This window comes from Tolypothrix tenuis PCC 7101 (assembly GCF_963874875.1).
GTDB lineage: Bacteria > Cyanobacteriota > Cyanobacteriia > Cyanobacteriales > Nostocaceae > Aulosira > Aulosira tenue.
This window is the reverse complement of record NZ_CAWNJS010000001.1, coordinates 8518063-8536433: the sequence shown is the minus strand read 5'-3', so window position 1 is coordinate 8536433 and position 18371 is coordinate 8518063. Positions and strand designations below refer to the sequence as shown.

General features: G+C 42.2%; 20 protein-coding genes and 1 pseudogene. 12 read left to right on the top strand and 9 right to left on the bottom strand.

Annotated features, from left to right (window positions below; genetic code table 11):
• The first annotated feature begins 218 nt into the window (after positions 1–218).
• The 5 genes from AACU25_RS33690 to AACU25_RS33670 all read left to right on the top strand — a co-directional run bounded on the left by AACU25_RS33690 (position 219) and on the right by AACU25_RS33670 (position 5030).
• Positions 219–989 (top strand): hypothetical protein, encoded by a 771-nt coding sequence (locus AACU25_RS33690; protein ID WP_190446013.1) that lies wholly within the window; start codon positions 219–221, stop codon positions 987–989.
• 126 nt (positions 990–1115) lie between these two features.
• A complete protein-coding gene (locus AACU25_RS33685) occupies positions 1116–1253 on the top strand; it encodes a hypothetical protein (RefSeq protein ID WP_190446014.1) in 138 nt (45 codons plus the stop codon).
• A 319-nt stretch (positions 1254–1572) separates the two neighbouring features.
• Positions 1573–2313, top strand: coding sequence for a hypothetical protein (locus tag AACU25_RS33680; protein ID WP_190446015.1), 741 nt, complete (start codon positions 1573–1575; stop codon positions 2311–2313).
• 26 nt (positions 2314–2339) lie between these two features.
• The gene (locus AACU25_RS33675) at positions 2340–3242 is read left to right on the top strand and encodes a sugar phosphate isomerase/epimerase family protein (protein ID WP_190446016.1); all 903 of its coding nucleotides are present in this window, start codon (positions 2340–2342) and stop codon (positions 3240–3242) included.
• Between the two features lie 561 nt (positions 3243–3803).
• Positions 3804–5030 carry a multidrug effflux MFS transporter gene (locus AACU25_RS33670; protein WP_096583151.1) on the top strand — a complete coding sequence of 409 codons (1227 nt, stop codon included), beginning with the start codon at positions 3804–3806 and terminating at the stop codon, positions 5028–5030.
• Between the two features lie 264 nt (positions 5031–5294).
• Here the strand turns inward: AACU25_RS33670 and AACU25_RS33665 are convergent, their stop codons facing one another.
• Positions 5295–7154 (bottom strand): hypothetical protein, encoded by a 1860-nt coding sequence (locus AACU25_RS33665; protein WP_321206884.1) that lies wholly within the window; start codon positions 7152–7154, stop codon positions 5295–5297.
• A gap of 333 nt (positions 7155–7487) precedes the next feature.
• Positions 7488–7634: a hypothetical protein gene (locus AACU25_RS33660; RefSeq protein ID WP_321206885.1), complete on the bottom strand. Its 147-nt coding sequence runs from the start codon at positions 7632–7634 to the stop codon at positions 7488–7490.
• A gap of 266 nt (positions 7635–7900) precedes the next feature.
• Between AACU25_RS33660 and AACU25_RS33655 the strand changes: the two genes are divergently transcribed.
• A complete protein-coding gene (locus AACU25_RS33655; protein WP_096583149.1) occupies positions 7901–8647 on the top strand; it encodes a rubrerythrin family protein in 747 nt (248 codons plus the stop codon).
• Between the two features lie 112 nt (positions 8648–8759).
• On the opposite strand, the pseudogene AACU25_RS37035 reads toward AACU25_RS33655, so the two are convergent.
• Positions 8760–8907, bottom strand: a pseudogene (locus AACU25_RS37035) (IS701 family transposase); the annotation flags it as partial.
• Positions 8908–8975: 68 nt separating this feature from the next.
• Here AACU25_RS37035 and AACU25_RS33650 point away from each other — a divergent pair.
• Positions 8976–9386 (top strand): hypothetical protein, encoded by a 411-nt coding sequence (locus AACU25_RS33650; RefSeq protein ID WP_096583147.1) that lies wholly within the window; start codon positions 8976–8978, stop codon positions 9384–9386.
• A gap of 51 nt (positions 9387–9437) precedes the next feature.
• Here AACU25_RS33650 and AACU25_RS33645 read toward each other — a convergent pair whose 3' ends face one another.
• The 4 genes from AACU25_RS33645 to AACU25_RS33630 all read right to left on the bottom strand — a co-directional run bounded on the left by AACU25_RS33645 (position 9438) and on the right by AACU25_RS33630 (position 11578).
• Positions 9438–9794, bottom strand: a complete 357-nt coding sequence (locus AACU25_RS33645) for a hypothetical protein (RefSeq protein ID WP_190446017.1) — start codon at positions 9792–9794, stop codon at positions 9438–9440.
• Positions 9775–10125 (bottom strand): DUF5674 family protein, encoded by a 351-nt coding sequence (locus AACU25_RS33640; protein ID WP_190446018.1) that lies wholly within the window; start codon positions 10123–10125, stop codon positions 9775–9777. The genes AACU25_RS33645 and AACU25_RS33640 overlap by 20 nt, the downstream gene beginning before the upstream one ends.
• A gap of 42 nt (positions 10126–10167) precedes the next feature.
• On the bottom strand, positions 10168–11097 hold the full coding sequence (locus AACU25_RS33635) for a hypothetical protein (protein ID WP_096583143.1): 930 nt from the start codon (positions 11095–11097) through the stop codon (positions 10168–10170).
• Between the two features lie 67 nt (positions 11098–11164).
• Entirely contained in the window at positions 11165–11578 is a 414-nt protein-coding gene (locus AACU25_RS33630; RefSeq protein ID WP_199347505.1) for a helix-turn-helix domain-containing protein, read from the bottom strand.
• Positions 11579–11783: 205 nt separating this feature from the next.
• Here AACU25_RS33630 and AACU25_RS33625 point away from each other — a divergent pair, with 205 nt between their 5' ends.
• On the top strand, positions 11784–12935 hold the full coding sequence (locus tag AACU25_RS33625; RefSeq protein ID WP_096583141.1) for a hypothetical protein: 1152 nt from the start codon (positions 11784–11786) through the stop codon (positions 12933–12935).
• Between the two features lie 117 nt (positions 12936–13052).
• On the opposite strand, the gene AACU25_RS33620 is transcribed toward AACU25_RS33625, so the two are convergent.
• Positions 13053–13871, bottom strand: coding sequence for an IS630 family transposase (locus tag AACU25_RS33620; RefSeq protein ID WP_339382121.1), 819 nt, complete (start codon positions 13869–13871; stop codon positions 13053–13055).
• Between the two features lie 26 nt (positions 13872–13897).
• Complete coding sequence (locus AACU25_RS33615; RefSeq protein WP_339382100.1) at positions 13898–14182, bottom strand: helix-turn-helix domain-containing protein; 285 nt, start codon at positions 14180–14182, stop codon at positions 13898–13900.
• 191 nt (positions 14183–14373) lie between these two features.
• Between AACU25_RS33615 and AACU25_RS33610 the strand changes: the two genes are divergently transcribed.
• The 4 genes from AACU25_RS33610 to AACU25_RS33595 all read left to right on the top strand — a co-directional run bounded on the left by AACU25_RS33610 (position 14374) and on the right by AACU25_RS33595 (position 18318).
• A complete protein-coding gene (locus AACU25_RS33610) occupies positions 14374–15678 on the top strand; it encodes an NF041680 family putative transposase (RefSeq protein ID WP_096579305.1) in 1305 nt (434 codons plus the stop codon).
• A 319-nt stretch (positions 15679–15997) separates the two neighbouring features.
• Positions 15998–16468: a hypothetical protein gene (locus tag AACU25_RS33605; RefSeq protein WP_096583136.1), complete on the top strand. Its 471-nt coding sequence runs from the start codon at positions 15998–16000 to the stop codon at positions 16466–16468.
• Between the two features lie 76 nt (positions 16469–16544).
• Complete coding sequence (locus AACU25_RS33600; protein WP_096583134.1) at positions 16545–17156, top strand: hypothetical protein; 612 nt, start codon at positions 16545–16547, stop codon at positions 17154–17156.
• 64 nt (positions 17157–17220) lie between these two features.
• The gene (locus tag AACU25_RS33595; RefSeq protein WP_096583132.1) at positions 17221–18318 is read left to right on the top strand and encodes a tetratricopeptide repeat protein; all 1098 of its coding nucleotides are present in this window, start codon (positions 17221–17223) and stop codon (positions 18316–18318) included.
• The last annotated feature ends 53 nt before the right edge of the window (positions 18319–18371 follow it).

Sequence of the window (18371 nt, the reverse complement as noted above, 5' to 3'; positions counted from 1 at the left end):
GGTAATAAAAGTGATAGCAATGATTTGGCTTTGGACAAATTTAGTTTTCTTGAAAATTTGTCCAAACTCCAATACCAAGTTCTAAACAAATATCTTTAGGATCTGCAGGGCTTAGAGGCGATTGTCGCCCCTGGAAAAAAAATTATCAAACCCAGACACAGCAAGGGCTCAATACCATATTGATGCTCATTCAATCAACAGAGATAGAGGTAGTTGTAATGCAAAACGGTTTTAAGCGCAGGAATTTTATGCTGATGGTGTATGGTACCTTCGTAACGTTAGGAAGCGGTTTTATAAGGAAGGGCTTCGCGCAAACAAGCACCCCAAGCCCAGGGATACCAGTAAAGACGGGGAACGTCAGACAGGTGTTAGTTTCTGAGATCGCAACGGCTCCATCGAGCCGTCTCTCTGCTCAAGATGCGGCAAGGCGATCGCAGTCCCTGGCTGCATCAGCAGATCAAATTGATGAGGCACTAGATGCACTTGAAGGCAACCTTGTTCAACTCACCGTACCTTCAGCACCTGTTGATAGTGCCGTAGCTGGAGGCGATGAGGCGGCAGCACGGCCAACACTGGCAGTGAACGCGCAAGCAGTTGCCTCTTTGAACGCTCAGGAAAAACAAGCCGCGAACAATTTGGTGAACGGATTTCAAACCGCCGTTGCTGCTGGCGATCTTACAGCTGCAGCCTTAAGGCAAGACGAGCAATCTGCGGAGGTTCCCCTCCAAACGAAACAGGGCTGTAGTAATGGCCGAGTGTGCTGGAAGTTCAAGTGGTGGGGAGTCAGAATACGGATCAATCACTGCGGCGTAGAGGCACTAAGTAGCGGCGGAAGGCTTGTCGGAAACGTTCCGGGGCCAGTGACTACAGCGATTGGATTCTTTACGTCGATTCTCAGGGCATTCGACAAGGGGTGCGGAGTTCAGATTCACTGGTTATGGATTAATGTTTCTTATATAAAATCGAAATCTTGCTCGAAGTGTAATTGAGAAGGCACGGGCAAGCCTGCACCACGTGCATTCGGGGGAGCTGCAAATAAAGCGCATTTTGTCAATCAGTTAAAATACTCACAATAATTTAAAGAAGAATGATAATCGTGCGCGGAGGAGGGGAAGGTGGATGAGCTTATTAAGTACTGTGCTACTCCAGAAAATCAAGATTTAAGCGCTGTCAAAGCCATACGAAAGCCAGTCTTCAAGCTGGATTTATCTCCTTTTCCTACACCCTTGCAGACATTTGTGCAATTACCTTAACCTCTCACGAATGGGTGAGCGCAGAGATGACCTCTCCTTAAATTTTCTTATTTAAGCTTAAGTTACCTTATTTTGTAGCTGATTTGTGAAAATCAAACTCCTTAATTTATCCCTATTTACGTTTTTAGATTTAGAGGGGAAGCTGGTAATAACTATTAAAAATCTTAAGCACAGAAATAGATTGCCTGTTTTCAAATCGGGAGCATCGCCACCTCACCAAAGATTCTAACTTTGCAAAGAAGAGGTAAAAAATTATTTTCAGCCAGCGATCGCTCATCTACAAAGTACAAATTTCTGATTAATTCTGAGGAAAGAAAATATGAAAACTACGTTACGTCACATTTTAAACCTCAAGAAACAGTACAGCCATCTGCCATTTTTTGATTTTTTACGGGATGAGACATTATCAGCTCGTCAGCGGCTAGAATTTTATCCCTGCATGGCTCCTTTTATCATGAGTTTTGGCGATCTAAATCGCTACGTCATGCGCCAAGAACCAACCGCAGATCCTTATCAGGCAATGGTGAACGAACATTCCTATGAGGACGATCATCACTGGCCTTGGTATTTGGAAGACTTTATCAAATTGGGCTTTGATCGCGAAAAACTTTCGGCTACTGAGTCTTTACAGTTTTTCTGGGGCGATCGCACAGCAGTGAATCGTCTATTATCACACAAGCTAGCTCATTTGATTTATAGTTCATCGAGTATTGTACGTCTAGCTATTATCGAAGCCATTGAAGAAACAGGCAACGTTTTGTTTGAACTGATGGGCAAATTAGCAAAACAAATTGAAGCCGAAACAGGTATAGAATTACGCTACTGTGGGGAATTCCATTTTAGTAAAGAATCTGGTCATGCGATGACAAACGACCATGCCATCCTGGCAGAGATTGAAATGGATGAACAAACACGTGCTGAGGCTATTGAAAAAGTCAATTTGGTGTTTGCTTGGTTTACACAATGGACTCAAGAATTATTAGCGTATGCCTTGCAAAACCTGAATCATCCCGATCGGCTACTCATATATCCTTTCCAAAAGGAGATGGCCTTGATTTAGTTGTACACAGTATTGAGAAGTTACCAATGTCTCTAAATCTGAATTTATGTACGGCAACTTTACCCAACTTTTCGTTTATAGATGTAGTAGAAATCGCTTTAGCATCTGGTTATCATGGAATCGAACTGCGAGTTAGTGATGATTACCACAAAAGTTTGCAGGAGTTGAGCGCTCAAGGTACTTTCATCAAGAAACAACTGCAACAGGCTAATCTATCAGTACCAGTGCTCAACACCTACATACCTGTAGAAGATGATCGCTCCGTAGACCAACTGCTTGAATGCTGCCAGAAAATGGCTGTGCCAAAAGCACGCTTGGTTCTACCTAAAAGTTATGGTGCATCCGTAGCCAAAATTGCTAATGTTAAGGAAATCATTCCTTCGTTTGAAGTCACTGACCGCGAACCAGTGGAGTTGATCAAAACTTTAAACAAAAAGCTACGCCAGATCGAACGCAAAGCTTACAAAGCAGGTGTCAAGATATTACTGGAATTGCACTGGGGAACGGTAATGAGTAGTTTTAGCAGCGCTTATCTGTTAACCTCCGACCTCGATCCTGGCTGTATCGCGATTACTTTCGACCCCGCCAATATGATGGTGGAAGGCAAAGAAGATTGGGAGTTTGGTTTGAAGTTAATCGGTTCCCATATCGATAACATCCATGTGAAAAATATATCTTGGTTCTCTAGTAACAAAGGCTGGTCTTGGGAATGGGCACCCGTTGGTACTGGGATGGTAAATTGGCCCGAACTCATCTGCTTGCTCAACCGCAACCGATATTCGGGTGATTACGCCATTGAGGATTTCCTAGTTCCTAATCACAGCAAGCAGGCAGCGATCGCTTACTTGTGTTCAGTGCATAATGAATTCCATAAAATTTACGAAAATATGAGTGCAACTATTTTACAATCGCTCATCTGTAAGATTTAAAAATAAAGCGCCTTTTTTCTATCAGTTAAAATACTCAAAGCACTCTTACTAAAGAAAAGCAGATAAGCTATTCTGCTTTTAAGTTGCACAATCCCTCATGAGGGCTGTTGACGGTTGACCGTTGACAGTCAACTGTTAACAGCCTTCTTGAGTAGTTATACAATTTAGGCGCGCATTATAGCAATTCCCAAGCAAATGAAATACACCCCACCCGCGCTATCGCGCACCCTCCCCTTACCAAGGCTACGGTGTACACACAAGTACTCTCCGCATACGTTTCAGGGATTTCAACCCCCTTAAATCGTCATTGCGAGCGTAGCGAAGCAATCCCAGCACCTTGCGATTGCTTCGTCGTTCCTCCTCGCAATGACAGGTTTTGAGCGATTTTTATCTGAGTTTAAAACCCCTTCCAGGTAGGATTTCAAGACTTCTGTGTACACCGTAGCCTTACCAAGGGGAGGGTTGGGGAGGGGTAATTTCGTACTTCACCAGACTGAGAAACGCTATAGCTTAGCAGAAGGATGAATCTTCAAAGTTGTGAACAACTAAAAAGCTGACAAAATGCGAATTCAACCCAAATCTCTGGGCTTTACAATCCTGCTGGGAGCGCTTTCTGCACTACCGCCTTTGTCAATCGATATGGGGCTACCAGCATTTCCTCAGATCGGTGCGGCGCTCTCCACTTCACCAGGGGCGGTGGGATTAACACTTAGTTTGTTTATGCTTGGTTTTGCGATCGCGCAGCTTGGTTTTGGCCCGCTTTCAGATCGTTATGGACGCAGACCCGTTTTACTAGCTGGCTGTGGAATCTTTGCATTGGCTGGTGCAATCTGTGCTGTGGCACCAACAATTGAGACTTTGATTGCTTGGCGTTTAGTTCAGGGTGCTGGTGCTGGTGCTGGTATGGTGGTGACGTTGGCAATTGTCCGCGATTTATTCGAGGGGTCAGAAGCACGGGCACAACTTTCTTACGTCAACTTGGTGATGAGTGTAGCACCAATGATTGCACCGACAATTGGTGGGTGGGTTTTGGCAATTGTAGGTTGGCGAGGAATTTATGGTGTGCTGGCTGTAGGAGGATTACTGCTGGTACTGGCTGTTGCTTTTGGATTGAGTGAGTCTCTAGACAAGCGTGATGTCAATGCAATTAAACCGCGTCGGCTCATCAAGAATTACGGAAAAATTCTCACCAATCCCATTTGCCTTAGCTATGCCCTGGTTAATGCACTGTACTTTGGGTGTATGTTTGCCTACGTTGCCGGCTCGCCACTAGTGATGCTCAACGTTTTCGGTGTCTCAACCACAGTCTACGGTTGGCTATTTGCATCCACCGCCTTCGGAATTACGGTCGGCTCATTCCTGAATGGGCGCTTGAGTATCCAAGGTGTGCCACCTTCACGATTATTGAGTGTTAGCTTAATTGTTGGTGTTGTTTCCACGGTAGCACTTGTGGTTGTGTCAATGAGTAGTGCAGCGCAAGTTGCTACCCTGATGCCGTTGCTAGTGCTGAATACCTTTTGTCGCGGAATAGTTTCACCGAATGCGATGCATAGTGCCATCCAGCCAGTACCAGAAAATGCCGGAGTTGCAGCCGCCGTAGTCGGATTTCTGCAAATGCTAGGCGGCTCACTAGCTAGTGGGTTAGTGGCTTTTCTTTATGATGGACACAGCGCAATCGCTATGTCTAGTGTCATGGCAGCATTTGCAATCAGCGCTTATGCCGTCTATACGATATGGGCACGCCCCGCTGAACGCCGTTTTGCACTACATAGTGGCACAAAAAATTAGCTAGGGTCGAGGGAATTTATTGCTAAACTCCCCCTGCCATCCGAAACCGTGCTTGTGGTAGGGTAGGTAGCCAGCGAGTTACCAGTATACAGAGGATACTCTAGTGCCAGAGCATCACTGTCATGAGCTAAAAGACAGTAAAAGCCAAAACGGAAGAAGAACTAAACCAATTGTCAAGGAACAGTTGGTAGAAATTATCTAGCGTGGCAAAAGGAAGTAGCAAGGCTCAAACAAAGCTTCATTTGCCCCCATTATCTGGTGAGTTTACATCAATCCCAAATCTCTCATCGCTTTCCACAAATTAGACCGTCGCTTGTGCTGGGCTTTCCATTGGGACAACAAGCTGTGATAATTCTGTGGTGCTAACTCTTTTAAGGCAGACATCCATTGTGCATTCTTCGTATAATCTGAGCTTTTAGATGCTTCTGGTAATGGTACGAAATTATGTAAATTTGCTTGCCAATAAGCCAAGACTCTTTCCCATAAATCGGGGGGTGCATATTCTTGGAGATACGTTCTCCGAGAAATCTCATCTGGTGTCGATAGTTGGTTTGCTTGAATCACGACCTCATAAAATTTAGGTAATGGGGATTTTTCTTGGTACTTTATTTGGGTCAAATCTCTTGTTAACAAATGTATTACATTGTATTCCCTACCCAGTTGTGCCGGATCTCCAGGTAATTTCTCCAACCATTCGATAATTCGTTGCCTAAACCAAGTATGTCCTTTTGCTTCTGTCGTAATACTATCTAGTAACCAATGCAACCACCAATTATCTACGGTTTTTGAAGTTGTATAAAAATCTGAGTATCTGTAAGGTGTACTACGTTTAATTATTGATTCACGCCAAGAAGTAAACAAGGATTTCTGAGTATCTTTACTTACTGGTATCTCAGCAAAAGCTTTGAGCATACTCGACCAGTCGTAACAATATTCAAAAGCAATATGCTGAATTTCTAAAGCATTCGCTCGTTCTATTTCTCCCAATTCTCGAACAGCTTGTTGATAATAGCGAAGTAAAGTTTTGTGCTCTTCCCCATTCCCAGCAGCGTAGGAAAATCCGCCCACAACAACAAACAGCAGCGAATTTTCTGGTGTCCAGGGATTTTGATCTTGTTTGTTTTTTAACAACGCATCCAAAGTCTCTTGAATCACTGTGAGACTTTCTCGATATTCCTGTTTACCCAATAAATCCTCAATCACAGGTAAACCATTTTGCCATTGCTGCGAAATAGTAGCCCGGAGATTGTTCAAATATATCTCTGGTGTTGCAAATTCCTGCATCAATTCCATGTAAATGATATGCCAATAGGAGTAAGTGTTTTCCAGTTCTGACTTCCACTCTTTACTTTCTCTATTGGCTGTCATTCCATCTAAAATTATTTTTTTTTGAACATCAGATAAATTAGAGAAAAAATCGATTACAGCTTCATCATTTAAACTGGTATCAGTAAATTCTTCTGACCATTCCCTAATTTTTTGAGCTAATTTGAACCCATCTTGTCTTTGTGACTGCACCAACAACCACTCCCACTCCAACAAGCAGCTTGTTGTTGCTCCTTCCAAATTAATGCCGTTAGCAATTTCCATCCAGTCGGGTATACCATTAGAAATTTCGCTTTCTGCTGATAACAAACTGGCTGCAAAACCATCGTCATTACTAAAGCCATTCTCAAAAGCTGTTTTTACCAATGGCTTCATCTGTTGTGCAACTACTTCTAAATCTTCAACAAAAGTACAATCATCAAAATAAGGTTCTTCCCAGCTGGCTTCTTGAACTATATATTTCCCCTCTTCTTGGGATGCTTGCCAAATAATCTGATTCCATTGTTCCCATAGTTGCGACCAAGTTTGAGCTAATTTTGCATTAGAAGTTGGTCGAATATTGCTTGTTTTTACCTGTTCTACTGTTTGAGGTGGAGTGATGATTTGAGTTAAAGTTTCCCGGGTATTCGCTTGCAGTTGAGCAAATGCAGTTTCTTGCTGTTCGTCAGATAAAACCACAAATAAGGAGTCGAGTAGCTGGGAAATTTCACCTTCGGTAAGTGCTTCAAGGATGCGCGAACCAACAGAGGTTTCTTGTTTAAGATTACCCTGAGAATTGCTCTGGCTCTTTTTTGGCATCTCCTAAATCCCCTTAGCATTACATAAATAGCCTATTTCAACCAGAGGTAACGAGCAGAACTGTCAAATATTATTTAACAAACGTCAAATAAGCCCGCTTCAGCTTCCCCAACGATTCCAAAAACCTCTGCACTGATTCCTCCAGCCCACTTGAATACACCCGGGAAGTGCGATTGCATTCTCCTGCATCTGCTGATAATCCTGCGCCTGAACTGCCCTAGAACGAGCTAGATAAGAAGCGATCGCCTGCCTAAATGGTTCATACCCCATTGAATAAACCGTATAATCAAGTACACTTGCACGTGAGCGACAATGACGAGCTAATAACTTGCGCTACAGGTCTATGGGAAACCTATCAAAGGCTGGTCTTCCATAGCTAAAGTTAATTTCTAATTCCGCTAAATTTATTAAGGTTGCACTTAATGTTGGGCTTTTTTGATTTTTACTACACCCTACATCTAACCATCTACGCCAAGTCATAGCAATAGTTTCACGTTTTCACGCCTGAAATACAGCTTCGCTTTAATAAAAGTTGATTGCTATGTTACGGCTCGGTTAGTCCAGAGTTTTCAACAGCCGTTGGGGTGATAGCCTCAAAAGCATCATTTCTTCACTCCTAACACCCGCAAAATCCCCTAACCCCCGCTTTGTGTTGCTCCATGTACTGACGCTCTTATAATTTTCCCAATCCCCAATCCCTCATGCTCAATGTTTACCATAAGAAGAAAGGTTAGCGGGAATCTCTCATGAATTTGTTGACTTATGTGATGCATCTAGTAGGTTCTGGTGCTTTCGCCTACTACAGTGCTGCTCAGATCCGTGACTCTAAAACTCGCCCTAATATCCTGGCTGGGTTTCAGTTAGCAGAATCTGGTTCTGTGCCTTTTTTAACAGCACTCAGCGAACGTGCCGCAGCCGAGGGCGACACATGGTTAGCTCAAAAGCTCAAACAACACGCATCAGATGAAACTCGGCACGGTCAAATTTTCGCTCATGGCTTAAAACAACTCAATAAACAAGTTATCGATTGGAAGAGTCAACCCCAAACCACATCTACAGATAAATCAAAACAGCAGCGTAGTCCATTTTTTGCCGCCTTCTTTGAAGGTTACACTCCAGAACAACTAAAACCTGCTGTGATTGACTGGAATGTATTCATGGGTAGCACTTACATTCTGGAGTTAGATGCTAGCAAAGACTTTCCGAGGATGGCGAAGGCATTACCCGATGATGAACCTATTGCTCGCAATTTGAAACTGGGTATTTTGAATGTCGCCAAAGATGAAACTACTCATGCTGCTTATCTTTATGAAGCAATGACAAAGCGAATGTCTCTTACCCAAGTACAAGAGCTTATAGATGAGTGGCGGACTCGCAAAGTCAACGCGACTTTTGCATTTGCTAGTAATCTGTTACAAGGCAAATCACCAAATCGTTCTCTAGTACAAGATAGTATGCCTTCACAAAAAGATTCTCAACTGATTGGAACGTAAATTCGACGGTTTATTTGGTGTCCATTTAGCTAGACATAAAAAACTTCTCCCTGCCTTAAACTGAAGTTCAAGGCAGGGAAAAGTTGATCGAATTTAACCCTCATTTGTCACTCTAAGCAGAGGAAAATACAAAATCGGGGTGAGTCAGGAATATAAAAAGTGGAGAAGTGAGCCTATAAACACTCTTATTGAAGTTTAGCAAATCCTAATAATAGTTGAGGAATAGGAGAAACTGTGAGCCAAGACTGAATTAAGTTAAATTCTCTAATAATCTACTTAGATTTTTAACAGTGCTGTTTGCTCGTTCCACCGCATTAATATCCACAATATGAATATCAATCGATTGCAAGAACTCAAGCAAAAACTGACTCATGACGCAGACTTGTCTAATATCTGGTTATTTTATATGGATCATTTTGCAGATCATCCGGAATTTACTGATATGGGTGAGCCTATCCATAATGAATATCTACATACTGTCATCCGCAAGACTTGTCACCAAATGTTTGGCAGGGAAACAAAAATTACTGACTTTTTATCGATTTATCTTGCAAAGTATCATTTTTTTCATGGGCCTTTCCAGGCTGAACGGCGTATTGGAGGTGTGATTTATTTCGAGGATATAAAAATTGGGTTAATCGCAGTGTCAGCAGATTATCCTCCTACCGATGCGGTTAAGTATTCACGTTTTTCTGAAGTGCTTCAATTGCCGACACATAATCGTAACGAGCTTAATTGAGATGAGGGTAACGCAAAAGCACTCTCCAGAAATGCGAGCACGATTAAAATTTTAGATAGATTCGGACAACAAACCTGACATATCTAATACTCGCGCTGACCAAGTACTAGCTTGCTCGGACATATTTCTGCGTTCACTCTCATCAGACCAAAGACTATCAAATTTTAATTTCCACCGTGCTATTTGAACTTGAATGTTGACTAATTCTTCGGCATATTCCGGTTCAATGTCTGCTGCTGTCCATTCGATAAAATACATAGTTTCATCTGCCACACTTTCAACTGCTTCAGGGTAATCTGTGTTGCAAAATGTTCTCAACCTGGCTAAATTAGAAGCTATATGTCCTAAGCGATTTGATGTATTTTCACTTTGAAACCTTGCTTGTTTTTCATCTAATTTCTGGTTCATAACCACCGATTAACTCCTGAGTGATTTGTTTAACACGTTCTTGAATTGCTGAGTCTTGAATTAGCATTGAGCGATTATTCTGACTAGGGCGAATGTTAATAATCGATTCATAGGCAATGGATTGGTTAAAAGGAGTCCAGTCAGCACCCCAAATATCTCGTTGTCTACTACCATCTTCGAGTAATGCTGCTTCACAGAAAGCGTGTTTTTCTCCTCCCCCTGCTAATATCCCTCTTTCTATATCTACTGCAACTTTAATGTAAATTTTCAACGTTTGCAGCATTTGCTCAACTTGTTCTAGCGTCGCTCTTTCTCTGATAATCAGTACCAAAATTTCATCCTTACACAATAAATTACCCAAAGCATTATTGCATCAGTCTTTCATCTCAGTCTCCAGCACCCTCAACACCTTCTCCTCCAACCCCGTCAAATAAACCCGCTTCAGCTTCCCCAACGACTCCAGAAAGCTCTGCACGGATTCCCCCAGCCCACTTGAATACACCCGTGAAATGCGATCGCACACCTCCTGCATCTGCTGACAGTCCTCAGGTAGGTATTCGTAAGACTTCAGATGCTTCAGCCCCACCGTCAGTTCTCCATCCCAAGTCCTCACGGTGCAAGTGAAGTCGTTAACTTGAGTGACAATCGCCCAGCAACCGCCTTTGCCCCTGAGTTCGGGATTGTCCTTGGCTAAGATTTGGCAGACTTCACCCAACTGGTAGCTGTTGGGTACTTGGGTGCGTTCCATGATACTCTGCACGATATCTTTGACGATTTTTCCCGTCGGTACTTTACCACCAGCTTTCTGTACTGCTTTTTGCCAAACTTCCTGTTGCTGCTGGGGTTCTAGCTTATTGAGTGGGCGAATTTGACGCTCATTAGTGGGCAGAATTTGACAACAAATGGTTGTCAAATCTTGATTCGCCACATTTTGACAACCAATGGTTGTCAGATTTTCGTAAACACCAGCTGCGGCAATTAAATAATTCGACTGTTGCCGACTATGCCCAAATCTATCGCGGCAATATTCCTCAAATGTGCGATGGGTGGAGCGATAGAGTCTGCGATCCCGCAATTCTGCCAGTGCCTTACCCGCTTCAAAAAACGCTCTTTCAACTTTTCGCTCCAGGTGCAGGCGATCGCTTTGTTCCTCTGGAGTTAATTCAGGTACTTCAACAGCAGGAACATCAATGGTTACTACATCCTGATTGTTCTGAGGAGAGCTATTTTGTGGGTTAACTGCTGGTTGTAAGTCACTGGATGTAGAGGTGGCTTTTTTGCGCTTACGGGGTGGGTTGTCCATTCATCCACCTCTTCTAGCTCAAGTGATGGCAAGGTTAATACGTTAATTTGACCAGAAACAAAAATGCTTATGATGCTTCCTGACTAGGCGTTAACCATACCACCTGAGTATTAGTTTTAGATGATTTACCAGGATTAGATATTTGCCCATCTTCAGCTTTTTCTAGCGTTTTCGCTTGAATATCCCCAGTTGTAGGATCGCCATCATGATCGAAAGTATAGTCAAACAAATCTCCAGGGGTAATTATTCGGTTATCCCCTGTGGCTTGATACGCTTTTGTCAAGCCATTACATAAGCTGTTTAAAACTCTCCCACTTATCTGCTCAATCTCATCAGCGTTTTTCAACTTTGAAATGGACGTTGGGTGGATACCTGAAAGTTCAGCAAGTTCTTTGTTGCTGATTTTTTTCTCTGCCATTAATATTCTGAGCCGCCAACGAATCATCTTTTGAGAGTCTTTTTTTGTTTTCCTTACTCTCATAGTTTCCTCCACTAATGCTTTTATAGCTAGATCGCTTTTTACTTAAAGCGATTCCTCTAAATATAGCAAGGACAATAATTAAAGTGCAAGCTTGACATAAATATAGCGAGGTCGCTATATTTATGATTAGCAAAAAGCGATCCCCCCTCTCTCGCAAATTGGAAGCGATCGCTTTTTGTTCCACTTAATTATGGAGATCATCATTATGACCCATGCCAAATATACACAGCAAGAGCTTTCCCATTACAATCTGCCACGGCTCAAAAGAATTGCTGCTGACCTTGGCGTAAAACCCACAGGAGATAAAAGAGCATCCAACACCTGGAGCAACGCAATCATCACTCACCAGTCAGCCGAACTTCAGGAAGTTGACGAACAAGCACTCGCTCAAGCCGAACTCGACCAGTACATTGCAGATCAAGCCGAAGGCATAGCCCCTCAACTGACCACAGTAGAAATCAACTGCTACCACTACGAAGTTTACGCACTCAACCAACTGGTCGCTTACATTGCCTACGACTATGACGAGTTTGTTACACAACCTTGGGTAGTCATGGTCAACGGCGAAGAGATTTTCCGGAATAACACAATCGCCCAATGCCAACGATTCATCGAATGGCAACACAAAGTTAAGTCGGAAGTATTAAGTCGGAAGTCGAAAGTGGAAAAATGCTCTGAAGATAAAGTTGGAACTTTGCAGATAGAAGACGCAAGTAAATTACCTCCGACTTCCGACTTCCGATTTCTGACTTCTTCTTTTGATGGAAAACTTAACCCACAAAGTGAAATTGAAGTACCAGAAGTCCCAACAATTTTAGAAATCTCGTTTTATGACCAAGAGGCATTTGTTGGGGATGAATTGGTAGCCAGCATTAGCTATGACCACGGCAATTACCAGAATTTGTACTGGCGGGTAATGATTAACGGACAGGAAATTTTCCGAGACATCAGTCCTGCTAGATGCCACAGCTATATTAAACAGCAGTACCAGCAAGGCAAACTTCCATTGCAAGAGCAGTTAGAACCGGAAGAACCTTGGGCTACTGGTAACGAAATCATGGCTGAAATTTTTACTGAATGCGAGAACTATGGGTTTGAAATGCTTGACGATGGTATTTACCAGAATGATGTAAAGCTCGGTGAAGTCGGATGCACTGATGGTCGTTGGTGGGTAGTACGTGCAGCACAAGATAGTCAACGTATTCCATGTAACTCGGCAGCAGATGCTGTGCAGTTGTTGTCAGAGAGCGCAGCTGATGAATATTTGGGATATCGACTACTTGAACACCTCAGCCCTAGAGAATGGCGATCGCATCTTTCAGGCGCAGCCCAAGGTCAAAAATTGGTAACAGTCTAAAACCAACTGTGGGCAGCAGTAGAAATTGCTGCTCACTCAAATTAACAAATTTAGATAGCGGTCTGGATGCAATACCGCTCCTTTACCCTGCGTCAAAAATTGGGAGATAAACCTCGTCTAGGTTGAAACCCGTAGTTTTTCCTCATTAGGTTTGAGATGAGTTGTCACCCATAAACGATCCGCCACTGTATTGGGAGAAGCGTTAATTCGTTGTTGGAAAGCCGAGACCTGTTCAATCAGGTCAGACTGATGCTCATAGCAAGCATGATAAGTAACATCTGAGCGTAACCACTGCCACAGATGTTCTACAGGCATAAAGTCCGGGCTGTAAGCGGGTAATGGTTCTATCTTTATATCCAGTGTTGCGGCCGCATCTTTAACGCTCTGTGAGCGGTGATAAGGAGCGCCATCCCAAATCAATGTCATGGGGTGAAAAGGGAATTCGGTTTTGAGGGTATTGAGGACATCAATAGTGTTGAGACCATTGGCGGTGTCGTAGGGAAAAATTCTCACCTCACCCAAATTATAGATGTAGACCCCATAGAAAGAGACCTTGGTTCTTCCGGGGGAAGAAGAACTCACCCAAAAACGTTCACCTTTAATCGACCAACCGTAGCCTTCATCAGTATCAAGATGAATATGAGCTTCGTCAATGTAAATCAGCATCTGCCCATTTTGGAGGGCATCATCAAGTAAACCCTTGAGAGTTAAGAGAAAATCGGCACGTTTTTTGGGATTTGCCTTGTTGAGTAGTTTACGGGCTTTTTTCCAAGACAACCCTAATACCTTGAGGGTCTTGCCAACGGTGTCGCGACAGCAATCGATATTGAATTGGGCTTTGATCCATGTGACTAAACGTTTTAACGTCCAACGGGGTTGAGGTTGCTCTTGACGCTTTTGGGGTGGTGTTGCGGCTAATTTCAAGGCATCCTGAATCTGCTGATCTAATGCTTGTTCTATCTCTATAGATAAAGGGGGGGATGCCCACCGCTACGTTGGTAAACTAGTGTCTCTGGACCGGCTTGATTGTAACGATGCACCCATTCCATTACCGTTTGTGGGTTGCGTCCCGTTTCCCGACCCACTTGAGTTGCACTTTTACCACCACTAATCTCGTAAAGTGCCATAAACCGCTCACGACTACGGGGATGCTCTGCTCTCAATGCTTTTTCTCTCAAAGCTTCTGCACTTTCACCCCAACCAGAAAAGTCAACGCGCAACATCCTTGTACCAACCTCAATCACCACTTCTAAAACTTAGGATCTGGACTTTAGACTAAATAGGGTTGGCGGGGAAAATAACACTGAGAGAAAAATAGTCAAAAAAAGGACATAGCTGAACAGGAGAAAAATCCGCGAACAAAAAAAGCGGTCAGCGATGTTGAACTAACCGCAAATTGGTCAATGCTGATAAAAGGAAAAAAATTAACAGCTTGACCATGACATTAGAAAAGCTTAAACAATTTCGCACAGGTGTGTACACTATCCTGGGTAAAGCCAAAGATGCCTTATTCGACTTGATGGATGCAGTGTTAGTAACACGTAGTATTAATTCATTTGCAGAACTATCAGTGTCTCCCGTGTTTCGCAGGCAATGGTCGAGTGTATACGAGGCAATACAAGACGGAAATCCGCCCCGAACCGAACTGATGAAGTTGTATATAAAACAACTCAATCCCACAGAAAAAATCATCTTAGCAGGAGACCATACAGCTTGGGCAAGATTACATGCCCCAACATTGAAAGACCGAACCTATGAGCATCAAGTTCAACCCATGTCAGGGGCAAAACCCGTAACCTTGGGACAAGGCTACAGCACCATTGCAGTTGTGCCGGAAACAGAGGGCAGTTGGGCATTACCCCTATTACATGAACGCATCACCAGTTTTGAGAACCCAATTCAAAAAGCTGCCGCACAACTAAAACTAGTATGCTCAAACCTGCCAACAAGCCCCATTAGCTTGTGGGATGCAGAATACGGGTGTGCTAGTTTCGTGAAACAAACAAGCGATATTGCCGCAGACAAATTAATGCGTTTGCGCTCCAATCGACTGCTGTATGGTGCGCCCCCACCTTATGGCGGCACTGGTCGTCCCCGTATCCACGGTGATAAATTTAAACTCAACGATTCGTCTACATGGTGGACACCTGACCAAATCATTGAAGTCAACGACCCAAAAATGGGGCGTTTATCTATCCGCTTATGGTGTAATCTTCATTTTCAACAGTCCAAAGATCATTCCATGAATTTGATTCAAATTCAGCGCTTAGATGAATTTGGTGTGCCAAAAAACAAGGCTTTATGGTTGGTGTGGGTGGGACTATCTATGCCTGCTTTATCCTCATTCTGGCAGCTTTACTGCCGTCGATTTGCCATTGACCACTGGTATCGTTTTGCCAAAGGGCGCTTGCATTGGACTCTGCCGCAATTGAGTACCCCAGAACAGTGTCAGCGGTGGAGTGACCTTTTACCCCTGATGACTTGGCAACTTTGGCTTGCACATGGGATTGTACATGACAATCCTTTACCTTGGCAGAAAAAACAGTCCAGATTGTCCCCTGGACGGGTCGCTCAAGCAATGGCAGCAGTTTTCGCCGCCATTGGTACACCGTCTGTTTCACCCAAACCCCGTGGAAAGTCTCAAGGCTGGCCTGCTGGCAAAGTTCGCCTGCGTAGAATTCGTTATCCTACAGTTAAAAAAAGTACTGCCAAGCCGAAAAAAGAACAACCACAGTCCGCTTGACATTGAGTTTTTTTGCTTTGAGATGTGTAACTTGTCAACTCACTGCTGCTGGGTCATTTTGTCATGCTTTAGTCTAAACTCCAGTTCCAAAATGAACTGCAAAACTTTAATTTACGATCAGAGGCAATTACTTTAGATTTTGATAAAAAGCGTTATAAATTGGTAAGTTTGGATGTTTCAGATACACCCCAGATGTTGTCAGAGTCTTCTTTGGAAGGATATACACAATTCAGCTTGCTTACCATCATCTGTAGCACTTTGTGAACAAACTTGATCTATCAGCAACACAAAGTTAGGACAGCACTATCCCTTGGCATCAATGAAAAAACTTATTCAAATCTCAATTATTATAATTCTATCACTAGGTTTGACATATCATTTATTACGTATTGCTTTTCCCATAACCTATATAGTTGACTGTACTCAAGCTAATAAAATCACCAAGATATCCGACACTTTTATCAGTGCAATTGGTGATCCATCTGCAAAAGAAGCAGAAATTATAGCACAAAGATATATTACAAAAGCCTTTTGTTTAAATGATTTAAAGGGTGATTCCAGCTTCAGCCCTAAACCATATTTCTTTAATGTATCAAACTTAAGTTCTAAGTATCAAATTATTGGTTATAGTGGTGCTGGTTTTCGTAGTCCAGGCAATTTACAAGTAAAATTTGACAACGGGACTCTCCTAAATTTTTGCTTTAGCATGATGGTAATTAACTGCAACCAAGCGCAAGAATGCGATTGTCCTCATGATTTTAACTGGGAACCCAAACCAAAGCGATCCTAATAGTAACTCAGTAGAAATAGCACAAAAATATAATGTTTACTAAAAATGAAATTTTTAAATATGGATGAATTGTTCCATGAAAATATTTAGCAAAATAGCAATATGTATAACCTTATTTATTTGTGTCGCAATTCTAATTATCAGTATTTATCCTGGTGCATTAAATAGTTTCTTTTTTCCAGTCATGCTGGTGTCAATTGTTTGTGTACCAATATTTACAGTATTGGCAATTCTCTTCTGGGGATTGAGAACTTTAGGAAGACAAGATTTGAAAAGTATTAGGCTTTCCTGGCACACTTTTGTACCCTGGAGAGAAGTTACTATCATTGCAGGTATAGTTTTAGTTTGTTATGTCCTGCTCAAGTTCTACATTCCCCGTCGTTTAGCATTTATGATATCGCAATCGGCGTTTGAACAAGTTCGGGTACAACTTCCTATTTCTGCAACAGGAAAAATCACATTAAACCGCAAACTCGGTTTATATGAAGTTGATGAATACGCTATGGACTCCCGTGGTGGTCTATATTTTCGTGTCTTCTGGGGTGGTGATGGTCTAAGTCCTGATACCATATCCTATGGTTTTGTCCATCAACCTAATCGTGAAGGAAGTCCATTTGGTACTGCTAATTACCAAGTATTTTACCTGTGCGGTGATTGGTATTGGTTTCATGTATCCGATGATTTTTAGGGATGACAATTAAGCTAGTTTTGAGCTATGGATAAGTGACATTACTACTTATTAAGTCACAAATATGAAATCTCATATTCACCATCCCTTAATTTTGCTAGTAGCGATAACTGGGCTAGCATTGTTTCCAACACCATCTATATCTAGTGATACTCATCAATCAATATCTTCTATCACAGTGAAGTCTGCACAAGAGAATTCATTACCCCAGTTATGGAAGGTGAAAATTAACGGGAAATCTGGATATATTGATGCCAAAACAACTTATAAAATAGAACTTCAATCAGAAAAATATCCCTTAAAAACTCAAATTTCACCAGCAGAAATTACCGAATTTAATCAGATTTTTGAATTTGGTAAATTTAACCACCAAAAAGCGATCGCTCTCCGCAAACGGCTACAACCCTTAGCCGATCGAAATGATGCAGTTGCTTGTTACTGGCTGGCAAAAACCTACTATTTGGAAGAATTTGGCATTAAAAAACAGAGCGATCGCCAATCAGCTTTGAAATGGTATCACAAATCAGCCGAGCTTGATTATGCACCTGCTGCATATTTTCTCTACAGAGCCTATTTTTCTGGATTGATGGGTTTACAAAAAGATGAAAATGAAGCTAGCAAATGGCTGCATAAAGCCAAGGAAACATCTTCTGGAAAATTATTGTCCGAAACCCTGATGGAATTTGTTGCTTTTAGCGACCCAAGTGTAAAATTCATCAACTTGCGAACAATCCCAAAAAATGCTGGGAATTATCTTGAATCTCTACGCCAAATATATATATTAACTCCTAATAATAACTGGGTAATACACAAATATGGTGATGCGCTCTACGAAGCCAAACGTTACACAGAAGCCTTAGCGGTTCTCATTAATAGTGATAATGCCTTTGTTTGGCAAAAAATTGGTCAGATGTATGAGCAAGGTTTGGGTACTCCAATAGATATAGAAAAGGCTTTATTTTGGTACAAAAAAGTAGCAATTGAAGGTAAAGCTCAAGAAAATGGAGCCAATCCAATTAGTACATATGGTAGATTGGAAATTTATCGCTTAATCTGCTTGAAAAAAATTACAACACAGCAAGCAGCACCGTTATATAGTCATGAAAAATATCAGAGTGAATTTGCTCAGTTTAGCGATAGTAAATGTAATTATGGCTCTTAATATGATGTATGTACTCCAGCCTGCGTAATTCCTGAATATACAGCACTTTCCGG